This is a genomic window from Bradyrhizobium sp. 172, from assembly GCF_023101065.1.
Lineage (GTDB): Bacteria > Pseudomonadota > Alphaproteobacteria > Rhizobiales > Xanthobacteraceae > Bradyrhizobium > Bradyrhizobium canariense_D.
In genome coordinates, this window is record NZ_CP064701.1 from 6479452 (window position 1) to 6502952 (window position 23501).

Consider the following 23501-nt stretch of genomic DNA (forward strand, 5'->3'; position numbering starts at 1 on the left):
TCAGAATCGCGCCCGAGCTCGTACTCTGCCATGACAGGCCGAAATCGTGCCCTCGGAGCTTAGTTCACGCCGAAGAGGTGTGGTAAGCGGAGCCGCGACACAGATGCCAAAGCTACCCAACTACGGTAATCGCTGTATCTGTCCGACGGTCGTGGCGCTGGCCGAAAGGCAATGCGCGAGGTCGGCGGACACGTGCCCCCCCTTCGGCGGCAAATCGACCGGACGCGGCCGGATGACTTGCGCCACTCGAATGCTGACTCATTTTCGTCGGTCGAGACGAGCTTTAGCATCTTACTCCAGCAAGGAGGTCGCCTCCCGAGTCTGCGGCGCGTTAGCCCTCCCATCCAATTGCGCGTGGCGTTCTGCTGTCTCTTCTCAAACATCTATTCGCGCGAACATGCGATAAGAGCAGTGCATGATCGGTGAATTTTGCCGAGCCTTGCTAGGCAACCTTCGTGGACGGGTGCTTCGTCGTCTTGAGGCGCGTTACACTGCTTCGACCGTCGACGCTGACGGGCGCGTCACCATCGATTGTGGCACGATGAACGACGCGATGCTGGTCACCGTAATCGTTGACCGCATAATGCTGCGTTGCGCGGTTATCCCAGATCGCGACATCGCCTTCTTTCCAGCTCCAACGTACGGTGTTTTCGGGTGCCGTGATATGAGACTGGAATAGATCAAACAGCTTCTGACCGTCGCGTTTTGGGATATCAATAAACCTTTGCACCAGATCGCCGAGCACCAGGGCGCGCTCGCTGGTCTCGGGATGTACACGGACCACCGGGTGCTCCGTCTCATAGATCGTTTTGGTAAAGACCTCATCAAAATGCTTCTGGTCGATTTCGCGAACACGGCAGGTCCCGGCGTAGTCGAAGGCGTTGCTGTGAACGGTCCAGAGTTCGTCGGCAAGCCGTTGGAGCGGCCGCGGCAGATCCAGATAGGCGGCCACAGCGTTCGACCAAATCGTATCGCCACCGGACGATGGGACCACAATGGCTCGCAGCACCGCAAGTCTAGGATACGCCGCGAGAAAGGTTCCATCGGCGTGCCATACATCGGCCCGGCTACCTCCGCGCGCGGAATCAAGCTCGATGATCGAGGCCGTTCCATTGACCGTACCGAGTGTCGGATGCGGCACCAGCCTTCCCAATCTAGCAGCAAATCGCTCCTGCTCCGCGTCATCAAGATGCCCCTGATCGCGGAAGAAGATCACCTTGTGTTCGAGCAGCAAGCTGGTGATCTCAGCGATGGTTTGGCTCGGTAAATCACCCGAGAGCTTAATATTTCCGATTTCAACACCGATGCGCGCTGCGCGCTTGACGACGTCGGTCAGTGGAATGACCCTCTCGGTCGAAGCCGTTTGTTTCATTGCGAATATTTCCAAGCTTTGCGGATTCTTCAAGCGCACTAGGGCGCGTGTGACTAGGTTTCGTAGGCGAGCCTCGCGCTACGGGTACTCTCGAGCAAGCACCATGCCAGTTGGAAAACGGAGCTGTGAACGTCCCTCAGGTACGGGACCGGGTTTGAGTCGAACAGTTTGCCAGGAACTCGATGCCACCCCCCACCCTCTTTCCAACCCACCCGGGCCGGCGGCGAAAGGTATAGGGCGCATAGTCGATAGAAAATGTACCGCTCGGCACTCGAAGCCATACGGTCCTCGTGCAACGTCGGGCAGCCAGCCTTGCGCGCTGTTCTCGTCCAGTATGCGCACTCCGCTTAACAGTTTGCGGCAATCGGCCAGTCTCGAGCCGCCTCTGCGAACGGACCATCACCGGCTCTCAAGGTGTCCGGGACCTGCCTTGGCCGTGATCACTGCCGAAACAGCATCGGCTGGAAATGGGAGAGGAATAGATGACCCTGGAAGAGCTCCAAACGATTGAACTACGGCTTCATCCAGGCGAAAGCCATTGATCCGCGGCACTGGGCTCGCGATGTTCTCGATGCACCGACGTCCGAGCACGGTAAGGCAGATGTTCTGCACGGTCCGGCTGGATTTGCCCAACAAGCCAAAGATATGTCCACTACCAGTCTTTACAGGTGTTTCAATGTTGTCAAAGTAGTTGCCCTCGATCAGCACTTGCACAGATGGTCCAGCATCCACTGCATGGAAGAATCCGCCGCTCTGTTGCGCATTCGTGTTGTGGAAGTAATTGTTGAGGAGATGAATAATAGCCTGGGCACCGTCAATGTGCGGCGCCCGCCCTGAGATCTCATGGAAATAGTTATTTGCGATGGTGATCGTCTGCGGGACACCAAGAAAAGGAGATTCCAATAGTGCTCCCCGTTACAATAGGAGGAATAGGTATCGCTGCCATCGAAGTCGTTCCAGGAAATCGTAATATTCGTCGTAGGGCCAAGGCCGCCGGCAATCATCTGCCGCCCGATATTATGAAACCGGTTGTGATCGATCCAAACCAGGTCGGCTCGTGCAATTGCAATAGCATCGCCGGCAAATATCATGCCTTGATTGATATCACTGATGGTCATGTTGCGAATAACGACGTTGCTGACCCCATTTAGGCGCAGCCCCTTCCCTTTGATTGTCGCGCTCGGGCCAACGCCGATCACCGTCTTGTTTGAGCCAATCTCCAGCGGGTGCTTGCCGGCCCTGTCGAAGCCGACCAATGTCTTCTCCTTGCCGTCGCAATGCGCATCGTTGCCATCTATAAGGAGAAGGGACTCACTTTTATACGGTGCCGAACAAGCACGGCCGTATTGGCAACCCTGCCCCTCGCCTTGCCCTTCCGTACCGGTAAAGTCTATGGTTCCGGCTACCTGAATCTCGCGCGGACTACTGTCATTGCAGCGCCCGAAGCTGTACGAACGACACAACTCATACTTCAGAGCTTTGGTTGATCTGACCTGAACTACCTCGCCTCCAAGGCCGCCCGTCGCTGCAGAGCCAAAGCCATTGAGGGCTTCCGATCGCACATAGTTCGATCCGAGCACGGAAGAGACGCCGACGACGACAGCAAGTCCACCGAGCACGCGCAACGACCGTTTGATGTGCTTCATCGTGTCCCTCATAGGCATGTGCTCTCTTTTACCCGGAAAACCCGCACGAGGACTTGAACTATCGAACTCAAATGCTGAACTGGAATAGGCCATCAGCATCCGGCGTTAACGCCATCAGATCGTCCTCAATAAGGCAGGATCGGAATATCGGAACCATGCTACGCAACAGGTGCAGCCGCACGCTCCGCACCAGCTGTGATGGATCTGGGTAGCCATTGAGCCAATCACGGCCGATGAGAGCAGCGGTCGACCTTCAAGAGCCCCGTCAGAGGAATACTGTGGGGTGCAACACGTCTGGCCTAGGAGTTTAGTCCCAAGTTTTGATGGTGCATTCTTATCGCACGATTCGAAGGATGCGCTATGGGACAAGTTTTACACGGCTGCGCCACGACGACGGAGGCGGTCCGTCGAACAATACAAAATAGTCAAGAGAGCCTGAGAGTGCTCGCCAAGCGCTACGGGATCAACCAGAAGACTGTCGCGAAGTGGAGGGAGCGCGAGACCGTCGCCGATCTCCCGACAGGCCCCAAAGAAGCCAAATCGACCGTGCTTTCCATCGAGGAGGAGGCGATCATCGTCGCTTTCCGGCGGCATACGCTATTGCCGCTCGACGATTGCCTCTATGCGCTCCAGCCGACCATCCCGCATCTGACGCGATCATCCCTGCATCGCTGTCTCCAGCGCCACGGGATCAGCCGATTGCCGGAGGTCGGAGGCAGCAAGCCTCCGAAGAAAAAATTAGAGGCTTATCCGATCGGCTATTTCCACATCGACATTGCTGAGCTCCAGACCGCTGAAGGCAAGCTCTACCTCTATGTCGCTATCGATCGCACCAGCAAAGTCGCCTTCGTGCAACTGGTCAGGAAGACGGGAAGGACCTCGGCCTCGACCTTCCTCGAAGCTCTGATCGCGGCTGTCCCCTACAAGATCCACACGGTTCTCACCGACAATGGGATCCAGTTCACTTTCCCCCCGCGCTACGCGGACGGCCCCACGGCAAGAGAGCTGGCTCCGCAAATTCGGACAGTAGTTTGAGTGGATTTTCTGCCTGACAGCGGCGAGGATTCTTGCCGCGAATCAGGAGCGAAGATGACGAAGAAGAGCCGCCGGACGCATTCTCCGGCATTCAAGGCGAAGGTTGCTTTGGCTGCGGTCAAGGGCGACAAGACGCTGGCGGAGCTGGCGCAACTGGTTGATGTTCATCCGAACCAGATCACGATCTGGAAAAACCAGCTCCTGGAAGGCGCCGCCGGCGTGTTTGGGCATGACAAGGCATCGGCCGAGACGCCGGTCGATTTGAAGGCGTTACATGCCAGATCAGCGAGCTGGCGTTGGAAAACGATTTTTTGTCCGGCGCGCTCACCAAGGCGGGCCTGCTGAGCGCAAAGCGATGATCGACCGCGGTCATGATCTTTCTATCGTGCGCCAGGCGAAGGTCCTGAAGCTGGCTCGCAGCACGGTCTACTATGAACCTCGGCCAGTTTCGGCCGAGGACCTTGCCTTGATGCGTCGGCTCGATGAGCTGCATCTCGATTATCCCTTCGCGGGAGCGCGTATGCTGCGATCGTTGCTGCGGCGGGAGGGCGTATACGCCGGTCGCCGCCACATCGCGACGCTGATGAAGCGCATGGGGATCGAGGCGGTCTATCGTCGCCCGAACACGAGCAAGCCGGCACCGGGTCACAAGATCTACCCGTACCTGTTGCGCGGATTGAAGATCGAGGGGCCCGACCAGGCGTGGGCAATGGACATCACCTACATTCCGATGCGGCGTGGCTTCGTCTATCTCGCGGCGGTCATCGATGTGTTCAGCCGACGGGTCCTGGCCCATCGCGTCTCGATCACAATGGAGGCGGCCTTCTGCGTCGAAGCGGTCCAGGAGGCGTTGGCGAAGCACGGCAGGCCCGAGATTTTCAACACGGACCAGGGCAGCCAGGTTCACCCGCCTCGAGTTCACCGATGTGCTGCTGGACGCGAAGATCGCCATCAGCATGGACGGCAAGGGCGCCTGGCGCGACAACGTGTTTGTCGAGCGGCTCTGGCGCACGGTCAAATACGAAGAAGTTTATCTCCGCGCCTACGACAGCGTGTCCGAGGCGCGAGCGTCAATTGCCAAGTATCTGGCCTTCTACAATCAGGGAGGCCCTCACTCGAGCCTTGACGGGCGCACGCCCGACGAGGCTTACTTCGGCACGCAAGCTATGGTGATGGTCGCATGACCGTCGCCGACGATTTTGTCGTCGCTCTGGTCGGGCTACGCCCTCCCGACGCAACGACAAAATCGTAAGGCCCCGCGTTCAGCATAACCCGGCAGGAATCCACTTAAACCCCCGCGGGGCGCTGTCCAAACAACCGGGGTCAGCTCTGTCCGCCGCGTCACCAAGACCCATCCATCCGCCGCGAGATGAAGCGCCGCGCCGCGGTCGAGCCGGTGATCGGTCACCTCAAGGCCGAACACCGCATGAGCCGCAACCACCTCAAGGGCCGCGCCCGCGACCGAATCAACCCCGTCCTTGCCGCCGCCGGCTTCAACTTCCACCTTTTGCTGCGCTGGTTCGAACGGCTTTTGCGGCCCTGATGCGCATTTCGCTGATGGTGAGCGGCGATTTCAGGCGATCGTGAGCAGCTGTTTCGCGCGATGGTGAGCAGCGGCTTTGACCGACATGGGTGATTGGTTCAGGGGTTTGAGTTGGCGTCAAGAGTTTGATTGCGGGCGTTCTGCTTTCGCATGCTTTCTCCGGAGAGTTGCAGACGGTGAGCGTTGTGAACGAGGCGATCCAGGATGGCGTCGCCGAGGGTTGGGTCGCCCATAACGTCGTGCCAATGTTCAACAGGGACCTGACTGGTGACGATGGTGGAGGCGCGACCGTGGCGATCATCGAGGATCTCCAGAAGGTCGCGCCGTTCGGGCGGATTTAGAACTGACAGGCCCCAATCATCGAGGATCAGAAGTTGAACGCGGCCGATGGTTTTGAGCAGCCGGCCATATCGGCCGTCGCCGCGAGCCAGGGCGAGCGCCTCGAACAGGCGCGGGACGCGGTGATACTGGACCGAACGAGTGTCGCGGCAGGCCTTGTGGCCGAGGGCGCAGGCAATCCAGCTTTTGCCGAGCCCGGTTGCCCCTGTGATGAGCAGGTTCTCGTTGCGGTCGATCCAGTCGCCGCCGACGAGTCTGGCGAAGACGCTGCGGTCGATGCCGCGTGGCGTGCGCAAATCGACGTCTTCCACGCATGCGCTCTGGCGTAGCGCGGCGAACTTGAGACGGGTCGTGAGACGTTTGGTGTCGCGCTCGGCGGCTTCGCGATCGACGAGAAGCCCGATGCGCTCCTCGAACGGCAGGGCGTCGAGGTCCGGTGATCGTCGCTGCTCCTCGAAGGCTTTGGCCATTCCGGTCAAGCCAAGCGTGATCAGCCGTTCATGGGTGGGGTGTGTCAGCATTGGAGTCTCCCTGGTTCAGTGGAAATAGCCCTGACCGCGGATGTTGCCGTGGCGCAGGGGCTGGTGGTCGGACGTCTCGTCGAGGGAAAGCGCGATCGAGGCCGCTCTTGAGGATCGAACGGATCGAGGCGACGGAGCGAGCCTTGATCAGGATGCCGCGTCGGCAGGCGGCATCGACGCGCGCATGGTCGTAGCTCCTGGCCAGCGACAGAATACCGAGGCAGGTGCGAAAGCCTTGCTCGGGGTGCGGCCGGGCTTCGATGACGACCTGGAAGAACGCCGCCGTCGATGGACCGATCTTCTCGCCGGCGGCGATCAGCCCTCCCGTTGTCCATTTGCCGTAGCGGCGGTGGGCGCTGGGCATATGATCGGCAATCGTGGTGTGGCCGCGCCGGTTGGGCGCACGGGCGTGGCTGGCGATCCTCTGTCCCTTGTGGAAGACCTCGACGGTCTTGTCGGCGATACGGACATCGACGAGTTCACGGATCAGGCGGTAAGGGGTGGAATACCAATGGCCGTCGATCTCGACGTGATAATCTGGGGCGACACGGCAACGCTTCCAGCGCGCAAAGACGTAGGGCTGGTCCGGCAGTTCTCTCAACCTGGGGCGATCAATCTCGGCGAACAGTTCGGTCCGGCTGGAGCCGAAGCCGCGCATCTGGCGGGCGTTGAGTTCGACGACGAGCCCGCGGATGGCGGTATTGAGCTCCGCCAGGGAAAAGAAGCGCTGGTTGCGCAGGCGGGCCAGGATCCAGCGCTGGGCGATCTGGACTGCGACCTCAACCTTGGCCTTGTCCTTTGGTCGCCTCGGCCGGGCCGCCAGGATCGCGGTGCCGTAATGGCCGGCCATCTCAGCATAGGTGCGGTTGATCCCGGGATCGTAGCGATCGGGGTTGGTCACGGCGGCCTTGAGATTATCGCAGACCACGAACTTCGGCACGCCGCCGAGATACCTGAACAGGCTGGCATGCACGCCGATCCAGTCGGACAGGCTCTCGCTTGGGCAGGCCTCGGCGTAGGTGTAGTTCGAGGCCCCCATCGCCGCGACGAACAGCTTCATGGCGCGCACTTCGCCGGTGATGGGATCGAAGATATCGATGGTGTCGCCGGCGAAATCGACGAATACCTTCTCCCCACCGGCGTGGGTCTGACGCATGCTTGGCCGGGCCCGCTGCTTCCAGGCCTCGAACGTCGTGCAAAACCAGGTATAGCCAAAGCCGTCCGGATTGGCGGCGCGATACTCTTCCCACAACAGCAGGCGCGTCACGCTGCGGCGGCGCAGCTCCTTCTCGACATAAGCCCAATCCGGTGTCGGGCGCCGGTCGCTTTGCGAGGCTGCCGTCGGCGCCGGAAACAGCAGCAGTTCAAGGTTCTCGTCGTCCAGGCCCTCCGGCAGCGGCCAGGTCAGCCCCGCAAGGCGGGCGCGACGCACATAACCGTGTACGACCCCATTGCTCACTCCCAACGTCCGCGCGATGACGCGCTCGGTCAGGCCCTGGTGCCTCAAACGTAGAACTTCTCGGATCCGGCGCATCGACAATCTCTCGGTAGGCATCAGGCTTCCTCATTGGTTGAATGAGAAATCCGTAGCCCGGTTGAGTTGTCGGTCGAAGCGTCCGGCACCGCCAAACGTTGCTCACGATCGCCTGAAATCGCTGCTCACGATCCTCTGAAATCGTTGCTCACGATGCGCTGAAATCCGTGCTCACGATCCCGCGAAACGCGCAGCCCTGATGCAGAGGCTCCGGTGCATCATCCGCCAGCCGCACTACGCTTGAACCAGCGCGTTGCGGGAAACTTCACGGACGACATCCTACGCCGCATCAGCGCTTTACGCCACGCTCGCCAACCTCTCAGCACGCCGGCGAATAAGACGGGCTAGCTCCGGCTCCGCTCTCGTTGTGAGACACCATCATGCTCTGCGAACGGGCCGATTGCAGACCTTCAATCGGGGCGAAGTTGCACTTCAACCCCTTCAACCAGCTGCGCGCGCTATTCAGTTGAAGCCGACATCAGCCCCTTAGTCGGTTTTGCAATGCCTGCCGGTCGACGACGAGGTTGAGGAGGTTCAGATCTGCCTGCCGTCTTCCCGCGAGCCGTCTGACCAGCTCCCGGGTACCATCGACCACAAAGACACCGCAATCATAGCCGTTCCTCTGCTCGCGTATGAGGGCATCTCGCAAATCGGCTCCCACCCGCGCTGCGAGCGTTTCTGCAGGTCCGGCATTGTATGGCTCTAAGGAGTCGTAGTGATAGGCAACCGGCCTGTCGCGATCGCGGCGATCTACCAGCAGAAACGACCAATGGGAGCCGCGGTCAAGGAGGTCCGTAGCGCTCGCATCACTCACCGGCAAGAACAGGAAGTCGGCCGTATCGTTGCCATTCAGATCGTTGACAATGCGATGGAATGCGTTCAGGGCGTCGCCCTCCGTACCATGGCCCACCTGAAAGGCGATAAGAGGATCGACGAACCGGGTCCGGGCGGCGAGGTTTGGATTGCTTTGCCGCAACTCCTGCGACAGGAGCTCGTAGTCCCGCTGGATATGCGCGTCACCCAGCCATTCCCTGGCTCCGAGCACCCGTCCGCTGCGGTCGCCGGCAGAGGCACTCGCCGTCGAAGCGCCGATCCGGGCATCAGGAACCGAGGATGGGCCAGGGTGATGGATCAGTTGGGCGTCGCGGCGTCCTCGCGGCCCCAATGCGATGGAGTAGGTCTCACCGTTGATAGAGACCGGCTGGGGAGCCATTCGCGAACTCGGCAACAGCATTCTATTGTCCAGTACATCGAGCAGGAAGTCCGGCACCGCCTGTGAGCCATGCTGCCAATCCTCGCCGACGAGATATCCGATCTCCTCGAGCTCTTGCGGCTTGCCTGATGGACCGATGAAGAACGGCGGTCTGCCGGTCGGGCTGAGCACCGGCCTTGACTGGGCGTCGTCACGCATTTCCTGCGGTGTGGACGGCAGATCAGCGAAAGAAGTCAAATCGCGGTAGATGTCTGAGGACCGAGCTGGCGCGCCCTCCGGAGTTGGCCACTCGAAGCCGGACGGCACTCGTGGAGACCAGGTGAAGCTCGAGCCGGCCGGGTCCTGCCAACCGGTCGGTCCAACCGGGCCTTGCGGCGCCGGCCACTCACTTGGATCGAAGTCGGACGGCACGCGCGGGGACCAGGTCGAGCTCGACCTAGCCGGTTCCTGCAAGCCGGCCTGCCCAAACGGACCTAGCAGCGGCGGCCACTCACTTTCGGACGGCGGAGTCGGCAAATCTCGCGCCCAGGTTGAGGTTGAGTTCGACCCAGCCCTCTGCTCAGGGAAGCTCACACCCAGCGCTCTGTTTGCCTCAACGAGTAGCAGATACTGCTTGAGCTTCTTGAGACCCACGCTATCAACTCTCCCTGTGGCTTCCCTGAAAGCCCGGAGGTCTGCGCCCAGCGAGCGCTGCTGCTCACTATTGCCGTTGATTCGACTCGCGATGCTCTCCCTACCCTCTGTGCGGAGCCAATCACTGAACTTGCGTCGGATCGAAGCAGTCTGTTGAATTATTTTTCTTCTCTGTTCGGAAGCTGGGTCGAGGTTTCTCAGCTCTTCGTTAGCCAGGCTCGCGATCAGGCTGGCGTCGTCGTCATAAGCACGAGGTCGTTGTCTGTGTCGCCTGGTCTCGAGACCCAGGTATTGTCGAAAGAGATTGAGTGGGGCGCCCGGCTTTGTGGCTTTCTGGTACGCCGAATGATCTGCGCTCAATGACCGCTGCTGCTCAGCATTGCCCTCGATGCGGTCCATGATGCTCGGCCTGCCCTCTCTTCGAAGCCAATCACTAAAAGAGCGTAGGCTGGACGCCTTCGTCGAAGCGTCGTGTTTCTCCTTGCGAGTCGCGTCGGATCCAAGCTTGGATAGAGCGTCCGTCAAAAAGTCATCGATGATGGAGACGTCCTCCGGATGAGCCGCCAATGTTTGGCGCCCCATCAGGCGGGGCCCGGCGCCGACAGCTTGGAGCCCGTCAGCCCCGATCCTGCGAAGATGAGACAATGCCACGCTGAGGCGATCATCATGATCGCCGCCAGCTTCGACGTACTCGTCGATGTCGACGGCGAGCGACCTTGGCTCGTTGAACGCCCGAGGAGCCAGGGGATCCTTGTTCTGCGCTCGGAGCCAACGAGCAAACCCGTTGAGCGCTATCATATTGTTCCTGATCGTATCAGGGGGAACCGTTCCAGTCCCGCGGCCTCTGGTGCCATCGGGAGCAACTCTGTAGCTTTTGACGTTTTCCACGAACTGGCCGATCATCCGCTCGTCCTCGGGGTGCATCGGTTGCGCTCGCGTACCCACCCAGGCTGGGGCGGATATGGGATTTCCAGCCTGGAAATTCTGGAGTGCATTCAAGGCTGGCCCCACATGGTGCCTGCTATTGGCGCTCGCCACCTTATTAAATTCATCTTTATAGGCTGTCAGCAGCTCAGCATTGCCAAGCAGGTCGTTCAGAGTGACGCCTTTGGGTTGGAGGAATTCGCTGAACTTTCGAAGAGCCATCACATAATTATCGATCGTCTTCGCGGTACGGTTCGCGCTGCCCAATGCCGTCTTGAACTCTTCAATCAGCTCCAGGTCTGCCTCGGACGGACGACTGCGCTTTGCAAAGTCCATGCGAAGCTCCGAGGAGACGACATCAAACGCTGGGCCGCCGGACCACTTCTCACGGTGGCTTCCTCCAAAGACTTTGCTTAGTCCTGATTTGACCCGAGAGAACAGTCCACGGGGCTTGTTGTCCTTCGTCCGCGCCGTAGGTTGTTCCTCCGAGGGCGCTGCGTAGCGCATGCTGCTGAATGGCCCCTCCCGCAAGTCAGACCGGTAATTATTTGCAGCCGAACCAAGATGAGCGTGCGGAACATCGACGCTGTGACGCGCGCTGCTGAACGCATTGCTCCGCAGATTGGACCTTGGCGGCATTCGCATCGAACCACCAACGTCCGTACGCTGGATGTTTTCATGCGACCGTGCGGCTGGAGTGTCGGGGGAACTACCCCCCGAACTCTCCTCAGGAGAGCGGAGTTGCAGCTCGCCCAATTGCTGCTCGAAGCCAGCTTGATCCGCCTCTTGCCGCGCACTCTGCAGCTCCTGCAGCTCGGCGTGCCAGCGCATCCAATAGTCCGGATCGTTATAGATCGGTTCCACACCACTCTCCTACTAGATGAGACGACTCTTCAAGCCGCCTGGCAGCGACACCGGCGCGAAAAGCTAGACGTCAAGATCGCCAATTGAACAACAAGGGACCGTTATCGCGCGCGCTCCGAGCTCGTGCATTGCCGCAGAAGAGCGCCCCGGATTCCTAGGCAACAGCTGAGCTATCGCCAAACCTTAAACCAACGAAACCAAATACTCGCACGGTCCAAAAAGCCATGGTGCCGCCTCCCCCCTTCCAGGCAAGAAGGGCATGCGGCCACACCGCGATCGAAACTGGGCCGCCCCATTGCTGTTGGAAGGCGTCCGGGGTTTGAGAAGTTCCCTTGCAAACTCTCTTCGTCTTCAGTTCAATGTCCTCACATTAGCTACAACCAGCCGGCCGTGCCTGCACAATCAATACTCCAACGCACCTGCGCTCTTAGGACATTGAAGCCTCTCCTTCCGATCATGAAGCTTCACCGCATGTATGATTCGGACTGTACAACCTGACGCTACGTAGACTTCAACCCCGATCGCAGAGCCGGCTCCGGAAATGAGCTATCGCCAAATTTTGGTGACGGACGGGCCGGTCATGCGGCGGCGGTTTTGGGCTGACGGTCGGTCGGCTTGGCGATGCAGCACCTCCTCAGGGCTGAGAATGAAGGCCAGTGTCTTTGGCGCCTTTGGCGCACTGAATGATCTGGTCGAAATCCCAATCGAGGCCGAGCGTGGCGCGGTAGAGAAATCGAAGCGCCGCGACGGTCACTTGCACCGAGCGTGGCGCCAGCTTCTTCTCGTTCGTCAAATAGACCGGGTAGGCGTGCCAATCGGTCGGCAAGTCGTCGTCGGCGATCTCGTGTTCGTCTGCCCGCCGCCTGGGCCGGTTTCCGTCTTCGGCCTCGAGCGCGGACCCTTTCGGAAGGGATCGTGCGCCGGCGGCGCCGCGCCGCTCATCAAGACTGTCGGTGCGGCCCCGGGTGCACACATCGAGATCGGCGCCGCCGTCGCGATCCATGGCGTGCTGCTGCCCCGATCCCGCCTCAGCCCGTCGACGCTCAGGGACGATCGCTTTCGCCTTGGGCGGGTAATCGTCGCTCCGCCTGGCATCGCTCAGCGCATGGAGTTTTGTCGTGCGGCCGCCTCGCGAGCGGCCGATTGCTTGATTGTGCTCCCCCCTTTTCCGCCGGAGGCACACCGGTGAGCTTTAATCGAGGTCGAGTCGAGCGAAAGCGCGACGGCATCTTTGCCGGGCTTGGCGAGCGCTTCAAAGATCGCGCACCATCGTCCGCGCTTTGCCCAACGATTGAAGCGATTGTAGATCCACCGCGCACCCGATTGCAGCATTTGAATGAAGCCGCTGATAATGCGCCGATCGTCGTCCCGATCCGGTCCGGTCAGTCCCGTCGGCAGGTGAGGTTCTATCCGCGCCCACTGCTTATCATTCAACCAAAACAGGCCGCCACGCATCGCTCGTCCCCGAATCAAAATATGCGGAAGAGAATCACGTGGCGCAAATTAGGTACAGACCCTAGCATTACAGTTGCTTTTGTTGCGGGCTTCTGAATCCATGGGCAACCATGATTCGAATGTCGTGGGCGCGGGCCGCGTCGGTTGAGGCGACGCTTGCGTTGTGGGCGGCGTCGCTTCGAGAGATCAAGCAACGGATACGTCCGTTGTTCACGCAAGAGCGTGTTGCGACGAATGCAGGTCTGTTCCTGGAAGGTCTGCTCGGAGATGAGCAGCGCAAGACCGGTTGGATGCGCGCGGAGGCGGCTGGCGATCCCGGCCCATGGCGGCAGCAGGCGATTCTGGGTCGTGGAGACTGGGACGCTGATGCCCTGCGCGATATCGTGCACGACTATGTCATCGAGCATTTGGCGGATGACGATGCGGTGCTCGTGATCGACGAGACCGGTTTTCTCAAACAGGGCAAAGCGTCATGCGGAGTGGCGCGGCAATACACTGGTTCGGCAGGAAAGATCACGAACTGCCAGATCGGCGTCTTCGCTGCCTACGTTTCGCGTCATGGCCATGCGTTCATCGATCGCGCGTTGTATCTTCCGAAGGAATGGACCGACGATCCAGATCGTCTGGAAGCCACATATGTGCCTGCCGATGTCGGCTTTGCGACCAAACCAAAGCTTGCGACGAGAATGATCGCACGCGCGATAGCCGGGTCTGTACCATTCAAGTGGGTTGCCGGTGATACCGTCTACGGTGTTGGCAACATCGAACAGCAACTACGTCGGGCAGGCAAAGGCTACGTGCTTGGGGTCAGCAGCGCTCATGTGTTTCGATCCTGGGGCAAGCGACCGCCGGTCGCCGGTACGGCTGCAGACCTCGCCCGGACGCGGCGCTCATCCGACTGGAAGCGCCTGTCGGCGGGAGCCGGAACCAAAGGACCGCGGCTGCACGATTGGTGTTATCTCGAATTGGCGGATCTCGAGGCCGAGCAGTCCAACAGTGCAAATGACGGTTTGTGGACACGCGGTCTACTGATCCGTCGTCGCATTGCCGATGATGACCTCGCCTTCTTCACCACCTGGTGCCCAGCGGGAACAGCCATTGAAACGCTGGTCGCGGTCGAAGGCCATCGATGGGCGATCGAGGACAGCTTTGAAACCGCGAAAAACGAGTTCGGGCTCGATCACAACGAGAGCAGATCCTGGCATGGCTGGCACCGTCATGTGTCCTTGGTGATGCTCGCCTTCGCCATGATGGCCGCGATCCGACATCGCGCTAATCCGCCACCGCCCAAAAAAACGAAACGGCGCCCCCCGGCAAAAGCCAAAACATAACCACCCCACCACTGATCCGTTGGTCAATCCAGGAAATCCGCCGCATTGCTATCAGACTTGCGCGGAAGCGGATTCAACCCGCACACATCATCGCATGGTCCTTCTGGCGCAGAGCTCACCAGGCTGCCGCTCAACGCGCCCACTTCAAATCAAAAAAGCAACTGTAATGCTAGGCTAGGAGGATGGGCCGTCGCTCTTGACGTGCTGGACCGGCGGGAGGCGCTTGAGCTCTTCGCCATTTTCGACCAGCACCAGAACGCGTGGTGCATTCGCATCCCGCGGGAAACAGATAGGCGGCGCGGCTGGGATCCTCGTCATCCTGGATTGCACGTCGGATGTTAGGCCCCTGTCTGCGATATAGGTGGGCCAGATTGGGCCTGTATGTCGCGTGCCAGACACATCGCACAGACGGACGCCTCTTATCGACTTCTTGACCGGCGATCATCACGCCGCCGGAATGGCCAAGATTTCCTTGCTTTTGATATGTCCGTCCAGTGCCGGCGCGGATCTAGCACAACCAGTCACCGCCAACCTGCGACTCGCGGCGCGGCGAGCTGATGCGGCAAGGGCTCAGCCGCAACTCTGGCGTCCCACTCATAGCTCTAAGGTGAAGCTGCTCATGTGCTGCAGTCATCGGCACGAAGAGCCGAATTCGTCTGCAGGCGGCCCGTGGAAGGCAACGGCTGGCCAGCGTGCAAACGCACCCTCCGATCTGCACCTGCACCTTTGACTCATCATAGGCTTACTGGCCCAGGGGCCTAGAGCGCGGAGGAATGAAAATACCCACCAAAACCGATCGTTTCTGTGATCCGACACGAGGCGTACCCTAGTCCGAATCATGAGTCGCCCGGCTTTCCGTCGGGCTGCCGGGGAGCTTCGTCGATGTACACGCCGCCCTCCTTCCAAGTTGTCGATATCACCGACGTTCATCGGACGATGCGCGAGGCACGCACGGCGACACTGATCACCGCTACTCACGAAGGGCTTGTTGGAACGATGCTGCCCGTAGTACTCGACGAGCGCGAAGGCTCCATGGGCACGATTTACGCCCACGTGGCGCGTGCGAATCCGCAGTGGAAGCTGACACCGGCTGGCGAGGCGATGGCCATTTTCGCTGGGCCGGAGGCCTATGTCAGCCCTTCCTGGTACGTGACCAAGCACGAGAGAGGCGAGGCCGTACCGACGTGGAACTATGTCGCTGTGCATGCCTACGGGCCGATCGAATTCTTCGATGATGCCGATCGGCTGCGAAGGGTGGTCACGCGGCTGACCGATGTGCATGAGCGCTCGGGCAAAGACCGCTGGGCGGTGTCTGACGCCCCTGCCGATTTCGTCAAAACGGAGCTGAAGGGGATTGTCGGCCTGCGATTGCAAATTACACGGTTCGATGGCACGCGGAAGATGAGCCAGAACCGCAACGCGGCGGATCGCGCCGGCGTCATCGAGGGGTTATCAAAGAGCGACCGTGACGAAGACCGTCGTGTGGCTCACCTCATTGCGATGACGAACCCGAACGACGTATTGTGAACGACGCGGTACCACCTGCATTTCTCCATATCTCGACTGCTCTCCTTCTGCACAGCGATGCGCCGGCAGCGGAGGGTTCCTGCTCGCGGCAGGTGCTTTTCACAGAGCAGAGAAAACCATACAGGACGCCATCGCTTGCGCGTCAGCTATTGCAACCGCCAACAGCGGCGCGCGGCCCCGAGGCCAACTCCGGAGAAGAAGAGCGGTACACCGGTTGCAATCCGAGGTGCGCTTCGGGGCGCATGACAGAATGCTCTGCATTGAGATCGGATTCAAGTGGGCTGCCCCGGCTCCACGGTTATCAAAGCAAGCGGTTTCGAAACCAGTTTAGTACGGAATGTTGCGATGGGCCGAACTGATCACCGACACTGAAGATCTGCACTGCCACAGGCGACGGTTGCATGCATTAAGTTAAATCATGTCGCCCTCCCGACTCAAACAAAAGATGCTTTGGAGGGCGATTGCCGTCATTCTCTCCAACAGGTGCAGCTTTCGTCTGATTCCGCTTGACGCCCTGCAAGCCTCTGAGACTTGCAGGAAGCCCTCAAAGCGTCTTGAATCCGACGTTAGGGTCAGATTGCAGATCTTCTGACAATTCGCGACAATCTGCGCACGCTCCAACACTCCCCGATGGGCAGTAAGAAACGCGAATGTCTCAAATCCTCGAGGTCTCGCCGTTGCTTCTGTCACGATGATCGGGGCTCCCGGAGCGCCCTGCTCGATGTCGAATTCGAGCCTAAGACGTTGAAGAGACCTGTTCCGACCGATCCACGCCCTCCGGCGCAACCGGCATGCTGAACTGAAAGACAGCCCCGCGAGGATCATTGGCGCCCGCCCACATCCGGCCTCCGTGCGCCTCAATAATAGAATGGCAAATGGCCAGCCCCATGCCCATGCCTTCGGACTTGGTGGTGTAAAACGCATCGAACACGCGGTCAGCGCAGTTCGGATCGAGTCCTGGACCCGTATCCCGAAAAGTGACCACTACGTTATTCGAGTCATCTGTCCGCGCACTGATCAGTAACTCGCGATCACTTTCGTTGATCTCGCTCATGGCCTCGATGGCGTTCGTGATCAAATTGAGAATCACCTGCCGCACCTGGACGCGATCTGCCCGGACGAGCGGCAACGCCTCAGTCCGTCGCGTTTGCACCCATACATCATTTTTCGCAAGTTCCGCGCGAACTAGGCCCAGCACCTCTAAAATCAATTCGTCAATTGCGAGAAGCTCCGTTTGCATAGGAGCCTTATTCATAAGAGCGCGGATCCGGCGGATCACGTTCCCTGCTCGCATACTGTCACGGACAATCAACCCGAAGGTCTGCCGAACTTCTTCCAGATTTGGGGGTTGAGCACCGAGCCAATTTAGCCCCGCCCCCGCATTACTCCGGATCGCGGCAATCGGCTGGTTGACCTCATGGGCGATTGAGGCGGCCAGCTGTCCCATTGTCGTGATCCGATTGGCGTGTGCCAGCCCCATCAGAGTCTCGCGATACCGTCGTTCGCTTTCACGGGCTTCCGCTTCCGCTCTCTTTCGCTCTGTCAGGTCGAGGACGAAGCCAACACCTTGGTCGTCTCGCGCATCGAATACGGCGACGCCAACTAGCACCGGCACGCGGCTGCCATCCTTGCGGACATACTCTTTCTCGAACTGCTGAACCGCTCCGGTCCTTTTTGCTTCTGTTCGCGCATTCAGTGTACGCTCGTGCCATTCTGGCGGTGTCAGGTCGAGACCGTTCACTCGCCCCGCGACGAGATCCTCTCGGTCGTATCCAACCATCGTGAGAAAGCTTTGATTTGCTTCGATGATCTCGCCTCCTTCGCGAATGATGAATATTCCAATGATGTTAGCGTCAAGTAAGCGCCGGATTTTCGACTCCCGTTGCTGAACTTCGCTGTACAAGCGGCTGTTTTCCAGCGCTGTTGCAGCTTGGGACGCAAGCATTTTCAGCACCGAGTTGCGGGCAGCCGAGAATATGCGCGCGGCGAGATTATTCTCCAGATAAAGTACGCCGATCAGCTTGCCCTGCGTGATCAGTGGCAGGCAAAGAATAGAACGCGCTTTGCGCTCGCGGATATACGGATCTTCCGCAAATGAAGGCTCGGCGACAGCATCTTCGAGAATGACGTTTTCGCGGACACGCAGGACGAAATGCAGCACGGACTCGGGAAGAGCCATCGGCGTTACGGGCTGTTCATTCACCTTTACAAGCAGCGCATCCGCTACCGTTGTGGCTTCCGCCTCGATCCGTGGCTCGCCTCCATGTAGCAGAATCAACAAACCTCGTTCGGCGCCGGCCTGCTCAATGGCAGTCCGCATAAGCGTGTCGATTAGCTTTTGAAGAACAATCTCGCCGGAAATCGCCTGCGACACTTTTGTTACCGTCGCGAGATCAAGATGCTCAACCGGAGCTCCGATCCTCAGGCCATTCACGGCAGGAGCGGTCTCCTCATGGCTGAGGTGGGGATTCTGCTCGTCGAGCTGACGCACTTTGCCATCTGCCCCCCAACGAAGGTAGCCGCGCCGGGCGTCCTGCAGGTAAACCCGGGATATTCTGTCAAAACCACGCGCAGCATAAAAGCGCGCTGCAAGCTCGCAAGCGATTGCCTCGTGGTGGGCGAAACCGTTACGTGCTGCGGTCTGGATTGCGTGTTCATACAGTCGCATTGCGTGTGCATCCCGGTATTCGAGCCTTGCAATTTCAGCGCCGACCAGGGCAGTCCGATTCTCAAAATTTTCGGGGCAATTCGTCGCCCATATCTGCAGCTGTCTGTAATGGGCATCAATGATAAGCCAATGTTGCTGTTGTTCGCTTTCGCCTAGCTTGTCGCAGTAACATGAGTGAGACAGCGCACCAAAGAAGTGAAACTCCGCGATCAAGGGCTCTGTCGGCATAGTCCATAATTTGGGCTCCGCCTTGGAGCGAGCATCAACAGCCGCAGCATAATCGCCGGCTAGAAATCGCGCCTGAAGTTTGCGGATCCAGTAGACGGTTTCACTAGGTGACAGCTCCAGACTCCGAGCCAACGATCGCTCGACGTCTAGCTCGTCAAACTGTTGGTCATCCAAGCAACCGAATGAGCGCGTGAGGCCGCGCATGCTTCTAATGATTGCGAGCTGAGCGGCTACGGTATCAGCAGCAAACTGAACCTTTCTATCCCGTATCGTAGCAAAGCTTTTCTCTATCTCGTTCTGCACCTCTTTCAGGGGATCTCCGGCCATCATCATATTTGAGGTTAGGTGAAGCAAGCTGTACGCCTCGTAGATGACATCGCCGCTGCTGACCGCAGCTGCGAGCGCTCGCCGAATCAAAACTCGGCCACCTCTTAGGGGCTTCGTCCACGGGATCACGTTGCACCCGAAGGCCAAATAGACGGGAGCCCGAAAGCGGGAGAACTCACCGCGATCAACCAGGTCGCAAGCAAGACGACCAAATTTGTCAGCTGCTTGGTAGTCGCCGAAGCGCCCGGCCAAGATTCGGCCCAGCCATGCGTAATGGGCGCAAGAAGCATCGGTGTTGCCGTATTCGAGGCTGATGGTGACAGCTCTGCAGATGACCAAAGCGGATAAATTGGCGTCCGTGAAACCTGCGGGCGGAAGAATGCGCGTCAAGACGGCAAGCGTGGCAAGCATGGTCTGATCTGTCATCGCAGGCAACCTAGAAAGATCCTCGATTGCCTCGGGCAGCTGTGACCACATCCGCTGATATTCGGTTAATGTTTCCTGGTCCGTCGGATGCTGCGACCACTCGATCCCGACGTCGTGAAGATATTCGAGCCCTGTGAGCACTGCCCGCCCGTGCTGGCCGAGCGCCAAGTAAAGATCGACCCGCAAGCATGCGACCGTTGCTCGCTGGGGCGCGTTCAAGGCGCGCTTCGACAGTACCGACAGGAGGCTTTCTGCAATGTCCAGCTGGCCTACCAAGAATTCGCATTCAGCCCGGCTTGTCTCCAGTGCAAACGCGAGTTCGTGGCGCCTTCCCCAAGAGTGCTCCGCGAGCAGCGCAGCACCGACGGTGAAATATGTGAGTGCCGAGGCGTAGGCAGCCGACGCCCTGGCACGCTGCCCTGCGACGAAATTCAGCTCTGCGAGCTGCTCACGCTCATGACCGGAGGCAATTAGCGCGACGCCTCGATTGAGTTGGCTGACGATGTCGAAGACAGCCTCTTCGCGTTTGTGCGCAGGAACGTGTGCCGCCAGCAACCGACCGATCCGCAGATGGGCAGGAGCGCGCGAGGATTCCGGCACCAGGAAGTAGGCCGCCTCTTGAACGCGATCATGGAGGAAGCGGTAGGCTGTTCCGTGGCGCGCGATGAGTTCCTGCCGGATCGCCGGCCACAGGGTCGCATGCACCTTCTCCTGCGAAATTTCGAGCACGATCGCAAGCTCCGCCGTCCCGGCGATGTTGCCGAAACAGGCCAGCTGTTGCAGCGCGTCCTGCGTTGCCTCAGGCAGGCGGATGAGCTTGCCGAGCATCAGATCCACGACATTCTTGGTGTACGCTTTTGCGTGAATACGCTCGAGATCCCACCGCCAGCGCGCCGACTCGTGATCGAACGTCAATAGCTGCTCTTCGGCCAGTTCAGAAAGGAATTGAATGGCGAAGAACGGATTACCCATCGTCTTCTGATGCACCAACTTTGCAAGCGGGGCAGCGCGTTTTAGTCCGCAGCGAAGGGTATCCGCGACTAACTGCGCGACATCGTCTGCAGCGAGCGGCGAGAGCGTGATCTCCTCGAAATTTACGTCGGCTCTCCTGAAGGAGTCGAGCTTGCGTTTGAGTGGATGGCCTGCATCAAGTTCGTTGCTGCGGTAAGCTCCAATCAGCAGCAGGTGCAGATCCGACTGCGTCAGGAGATCCTCGATCAAGTCGAGCGTTGCGGCATCATGCCACTGCAAATCGTCGAGGAAGAGCACCAAAGGATGGGTTCGCCGCGCGAACACGCCAATGAAGCGGCGAAGCACCAGTTGGAAACGCATTTGCGCTTGCCGGGCTGGAAGCTCAGCAACTGCGGGCTGCTCGCCAATGATCAGGCTCAGATCGGGGATCAATTCGACCATCAGTCGTCCATTCGTGCCGAGCGCCTCCAGGAGCGCTTGCCGCCAGGTGGCGAGTTCGCCCTCACTTTTGCTGAGAAGAGGACGGACAAGACTCTGAAACGTCTGCACTAGCGTCACATAAGGAACGTCGCGCTTCAGTTGGTCGAATTTGCCTGATACCAACTGCCCGCGCGAGGGCACCAGTGCTTTGTGTAGCTCCTGGACGAGCGAAGACTTACCGACACCGGAATAACCGGCGACGAGCACCAACTTCGGCGCGCCGCTCTTCACCGCGCGATCGAAAGAGGCAAGCAAAACCTCGATCTGAAGGGCTCTGCCATAGAGCTTCTCGGGGATGAGCAGCCGATCAGGTGTGTCGTCTGTGCCGAGCTCAAACGGGTCGATGCGAGCGTGGTTGGCCCATGCTGCGAGACAGTGTTGCAGATCGTGCTCAAGGCCAGCGGCAGTCTGGTAGCGTTCCTCGGCGGTTTTCGCGAGGAGTTTCATCACAATCTGAGATATCGGCTCCGGGAGGGTTTGCGACTTCTCGACGGGCGGTGTTGCTTTTCTTGCAATATGACAATGGATCCACTCCGAGGGATCTGAGCCCGTGAACGGCAGCGCGCCCGTCAGCATCTGGTAGAATGTCACGCCAAGTGAATAGAGATCACTGCGACAATCGACCGAGCGATTCATTCGTCCGGTCTGTTCGGGCGCCATGTAGGGCAGCGAGCCGGCGATGAACTCGGCAGGCTCAGGCGGCACGCGCTCGCGGGACAGACGGGAAGCCAGACCAAACCCAGTGAGTCGCACCTGTTCGTCAGGACAATTGACCAGAATGTGAGCGGGTTTCAGCTCCTTGTGGACCAAGCCGTGCCGGTGAAGCTTGCCCACGGCCCTCGCGATACCCACAGCGAGGCGTAGGAAGCGCTTGGGCTCCATACGGATCCCGAGTAAATTTAGCAGTGGCTCGCCGCATGGATCCTCCAGGACCAGCATAGTCCGACCGGCTTCCCGGATGAGTTCCAACGGCCGCACCGCCCATCCCTCGTCTAGCTCCTCCCTCAGCCCGTACTCATGGGCGAGGCGGTCGAGCGTCGCTGGGTGTTCCGCGATGGGCCGCACGACAAGCACGACAGCCCTGCTGCCGTGGATTTGCCGGTGCCACCCACGGCAGAACGCGCGATCACCGTCCTCCCACAGGAGCTGGATGTCACTGTCGATACTTGAGCCGAACAGAGTTCGGCTGAGGTCCCGCGGCATTTGCCCGCCCGATCAATAAGGACTGAGCCGGAAGCTGACACATATCGGGCGAGCTTGTGAAGAGACTTCGCAAAGGGGCCGGAGTACCGATTAAGGCCGCCAAAGAGTGGACGGCGGCACGCCGAGATGCGACTTACAGACCCAATACGTGGCCCAAGCGTGTCGATCCAGCCCAATCCTGCGCGCCGGCCGAGCCTGCACAGAATCGGCGGCGGCGCTCTCGCTAGCGCAGTGTGTCGGCGAAGGATTGTATTCGATGGAGTGGGCTCGTGGCCCGTTACCCGACCATGGCGCACTGCCCGACGTGCAGCAGGGCCCAGATCGCTGCTTCGGTTCTAAGACCCGAGGAGAAGCAAGATGCTCGCTCGAGTCGCTGAACATAAACGCCGCAAGGGCGCTCAGGCTAGAAATCCCGGCGACACGAGCGGTGCTGTTTTCGAGATCGACGTTCACTCCTGGCTCCATTGTTGGAATGCGCCATGCAGTCATCGACTCTGAACCACAGCATCAAGGGCAGATCTGAAAGCCAAGTGTGAGCGAAACCGCGCCCATAACTATTCTCTTCATTCCTCCAATGATGGAGCAACTGACCCGCGACAAAGGCACCCCTGATGCTCACCGAACGCCCGTATAGGCCCTCGCTGATCGGAATGCCGCTCGCTGCCGTTCGCCGCAGGGCAATTGCCGGCCGTTGCGAAGCCGATGACCGAGAGAGTTTTCGCTGCTTGAACCGCTGTTCAAGCAAGGCGTAGGCTACCCCAAAACCGGTGAAGAGAATTGGAATTAGAATAAAGTACAGCGGAACGCCTTCTTTGCCAATTCGATAGATCTGCGCCGGCATCGTACAAACTGACGCTACGAATGACCAAGCCCCCCTTCCTGGCCGGCACGAAGTAGCGGGGAGTCACGACCTACTCTGCCTTGCTGAGCGAGCCTCAGCTTTGCCACGCTGGTTGCTTCATTGGAGGCAGCATCACCACGGATGTACTGGCGATGTGGGGCGAACCCGACGCACTTTCTTCTCGACGGAGTGCGTCGGCTCGCCTTTAATGCTTCTGCCTGGCCCTGGGCCCTTAGCGGATCGATGAGCTACTGGCAGGTCTAACAACACCTTCAGGTTGACCCCTCGGGGCGCGTTTTGTCCTTCCTATGTAGGTCAAGAGCGAACCTTCAAGGTGCCGGGCACGGACCTCTGATGTCCGCAAATTCTGGTGGAAGAATGATTCTTTCGCTGGATCAGCGGTTGTTTGGCTGGTGCAG

General features: G+C 59.4%; 8 protein-coding genes and 5 pseudogenes. 5 read left to right on the forward strand and 8 right to left on the reverse strand.

The window, feature by feature from the left end:
- Positions 1-442: 442 nt before the first annotated feature.
- Positions 443-1372, reverse strand: a complete 930-nt coding sequence (locus IVB07_RS30970) for a TauD/TfdA family dioxygenase (RefSeq protein ID WP_247338745.1) — start codon at positions 1370-1372, stop codon at positions 443-445.
- 701 nt (positions 1373-2073) lie between these two features.
- A complete protein-coding gene (locus IVB07_RS30975) occupies positions 2074-3018 on the reverse strand; it encodes a hypothetical protein (RefSeq protein ID WP_247456620.1) in 945 nt (314 codons plus the stop codon).
- Between the two features lie 360 nt (positions 3019-3378).
- Between IVB07_RS30975 and IVB07_RS30980 the strand changes: the two are divergent.
- The 3 pseudogenes from IVB07_RS30980 to IVB07_RS30990 form a co-directional block, all read left to right on the forward strand.
- Positions 3379-3984 (forward strand): annotated as a pseudogene (locus tag IVB07_RS30980) (DDE-type integrase/transposase/recombinase); the annotation flags it as partial.
- Between the two features lie 123 nt (positions 3985-4107).
- Positions 4108-5237, forward strand: a pseudogene (locus IVB07_RS30985) (IS3 family transposase).
- Between the two features lie 150 nt (positions 5238-5387).
- Positions 5388-5596, forward strand: a pseudogene (locus tag IVB07_RS30990) (transposase); the annotation flags it as partial.
- A 98-nt stretch (positions 5597-5694) separates the two neighbouring features.
- On the opposite strand, the gene istB reads toward IVB07_RS30990, so the two are convergent.
- The 5 genes and pseudogenes from istB to IVB07_RS31015 form a co-directional block, all read right to left on the reverse strand.
- The gene (gene istB, locus IVB07_RS30995; protein ID WP_247766830.1) at positions 5695-6456 is read right to left on the reverse strand and encodes an IS21-like element helper ATPase IstB; all 762 of its coding nucleotides are present in this window, start codon (positions 6454-6456) and stop codon (positions 5695-5697) included.
- A 15-nt stretch (positions 6457-6471) separates the two neighbouring features.
- Positions 6472-8011: pseudogene (gene istA / locus IVB07_RS31000) on the reverse strand (IS21 family transposase).
- A 457-nt stretch (positions 8012-8468) separates the two neighbouring features.
- Positions 8469-11096 carry a Ulp1 family isopeptidase gene (locus IVB07_RS31005; RefSeq protein WP_247282781.1) on the reverse strand — a complete coding sequence of 876 codons (2628 nt, stop codon included), beginning with the start codon at positions 11094-11096 and terminating at the stop codon, positions 8469-8471.
- Between the two features lie 1162 nt (positions 11097-12258).
- On the reverse strand, positions 12259-12627 hold the full coding sequence (locus tag IVB07_RS31010; RefSeq protein ID WP_026233973.1) for a hypothetical protein: 369 nt from the start codon (positions 12625-12627) through the stop codon (positions 12259-12261).
- Positions 12628-12717: 90 nt separating this feature from the next.
- A pseudogene (locus tag IVB07_RS31015) lies at positions 12718-13100 on the reverse strand (transposase); the annotation flags it as partial.
- An 89-nt stretch (positions 13101-13189) separates the two neighbouring features.
- On the opposite strand from IVB07_RS31015, the gene IVB07_RS31020 reads away from it, so the two are divergent.
- Together IVB07_RS31020 and IVB07_RS31025 are read left to right on the forward strand one after the other, a co-directional pair.
- Positions 13190-14410, forward strand: coding sequence for an IS701 family transposase (locus IVB07_RS31020; RefSeq protein ID WP_247285483.1), 1221 nt, complete (start codon positions 13190-13192; stop codon positions 14408-14410).
- An 882-nt stretch (positions 14411-15292) separates the two neighbouring features.
- Entirely contained in the window at positions 15293-15937 is a 645-nt protein-coding gene (locus tag IVB07_RS31025; RefSeq protein ID WP_018455512.1) for an FMN-binding negative transcriptional regulator, read from the forward strand.
- A gap of 736 nt (positions 15938-16673) precedes the next feature.
- Here the strand turns inward: IVB07_RS31025 and IVB07_RS31030 are convergent.
- Positions 16674-22241: a trifunctional serine/threonine-protein kinase/ATP-binding protein/sensor histidine kinase gene (locus tag IVB07_RS31030; RefSeq protein WP_247456102.1), complete on the reverse strand. Its 5568-nt coding sequence runs from the start codon at positions 22239-22241 to the stop codon at positions 16674-16676.
- Positions 22242-23501: the final 1260 nt, after the last annotated feature.

Coding starts and splice junctions, on each gene's coding strand:
- IVB07_RS31025 (WP_018455512.1), top strand. CDS start 15,293: ATGTACACGCCGCCCTCCTTCCAAGTTGTCGATATCACCGACGTTCAT.
- IVB07_RS31005 (WP_247282781.1), bottom strand. CDS start 11,096: ATGGACTTTGCAAAGCGCAGTCGTCCGTCCGAGGCAGACCTGGAGCTG.
- IVB07_RS30970 (WP_247338745.1), bottom strand. CDS start 1,372: ATGAAACAAACGGCTTCGACCGAGAGGGTCATTCCACTGACCGACGTC.
- istB (WP_247766830.1), bottom strand. CDS start 6,456: ATGCTGACACACCCCACCCATGAACGGCTGATCACGCTTGGCTTGACC.
- IVB07_RS31010 (WP_026233973.1), bottom strand. CDS start 12,627: ATGGATCGCGACGGCGGCGCCGATCTCGATGTGTGCACCCGGGGCCGC.
- IVB07_RS31030 (WP_247456102.1), bottom strand. CDS start 22,241: ATGCCGCGGGACCTCAGCCGAACTCTGTTCGGCTCAAGTATCGACAGT.
- IVB07_RS30975 (WP_247456620.1), bottom strand. CDS start 3,018: ATGAAGCACATCAAACGGTCGTTGCGCGTGCTCGGTGGACTTGCTGTC.
- IVB07_RS31020 (WP_247285483.1), top strand. CDS start 13,190: ATGATTCGAATGTCGTGGGCGCGGGCCGCGTCGGTTGAGGCGACGCTT.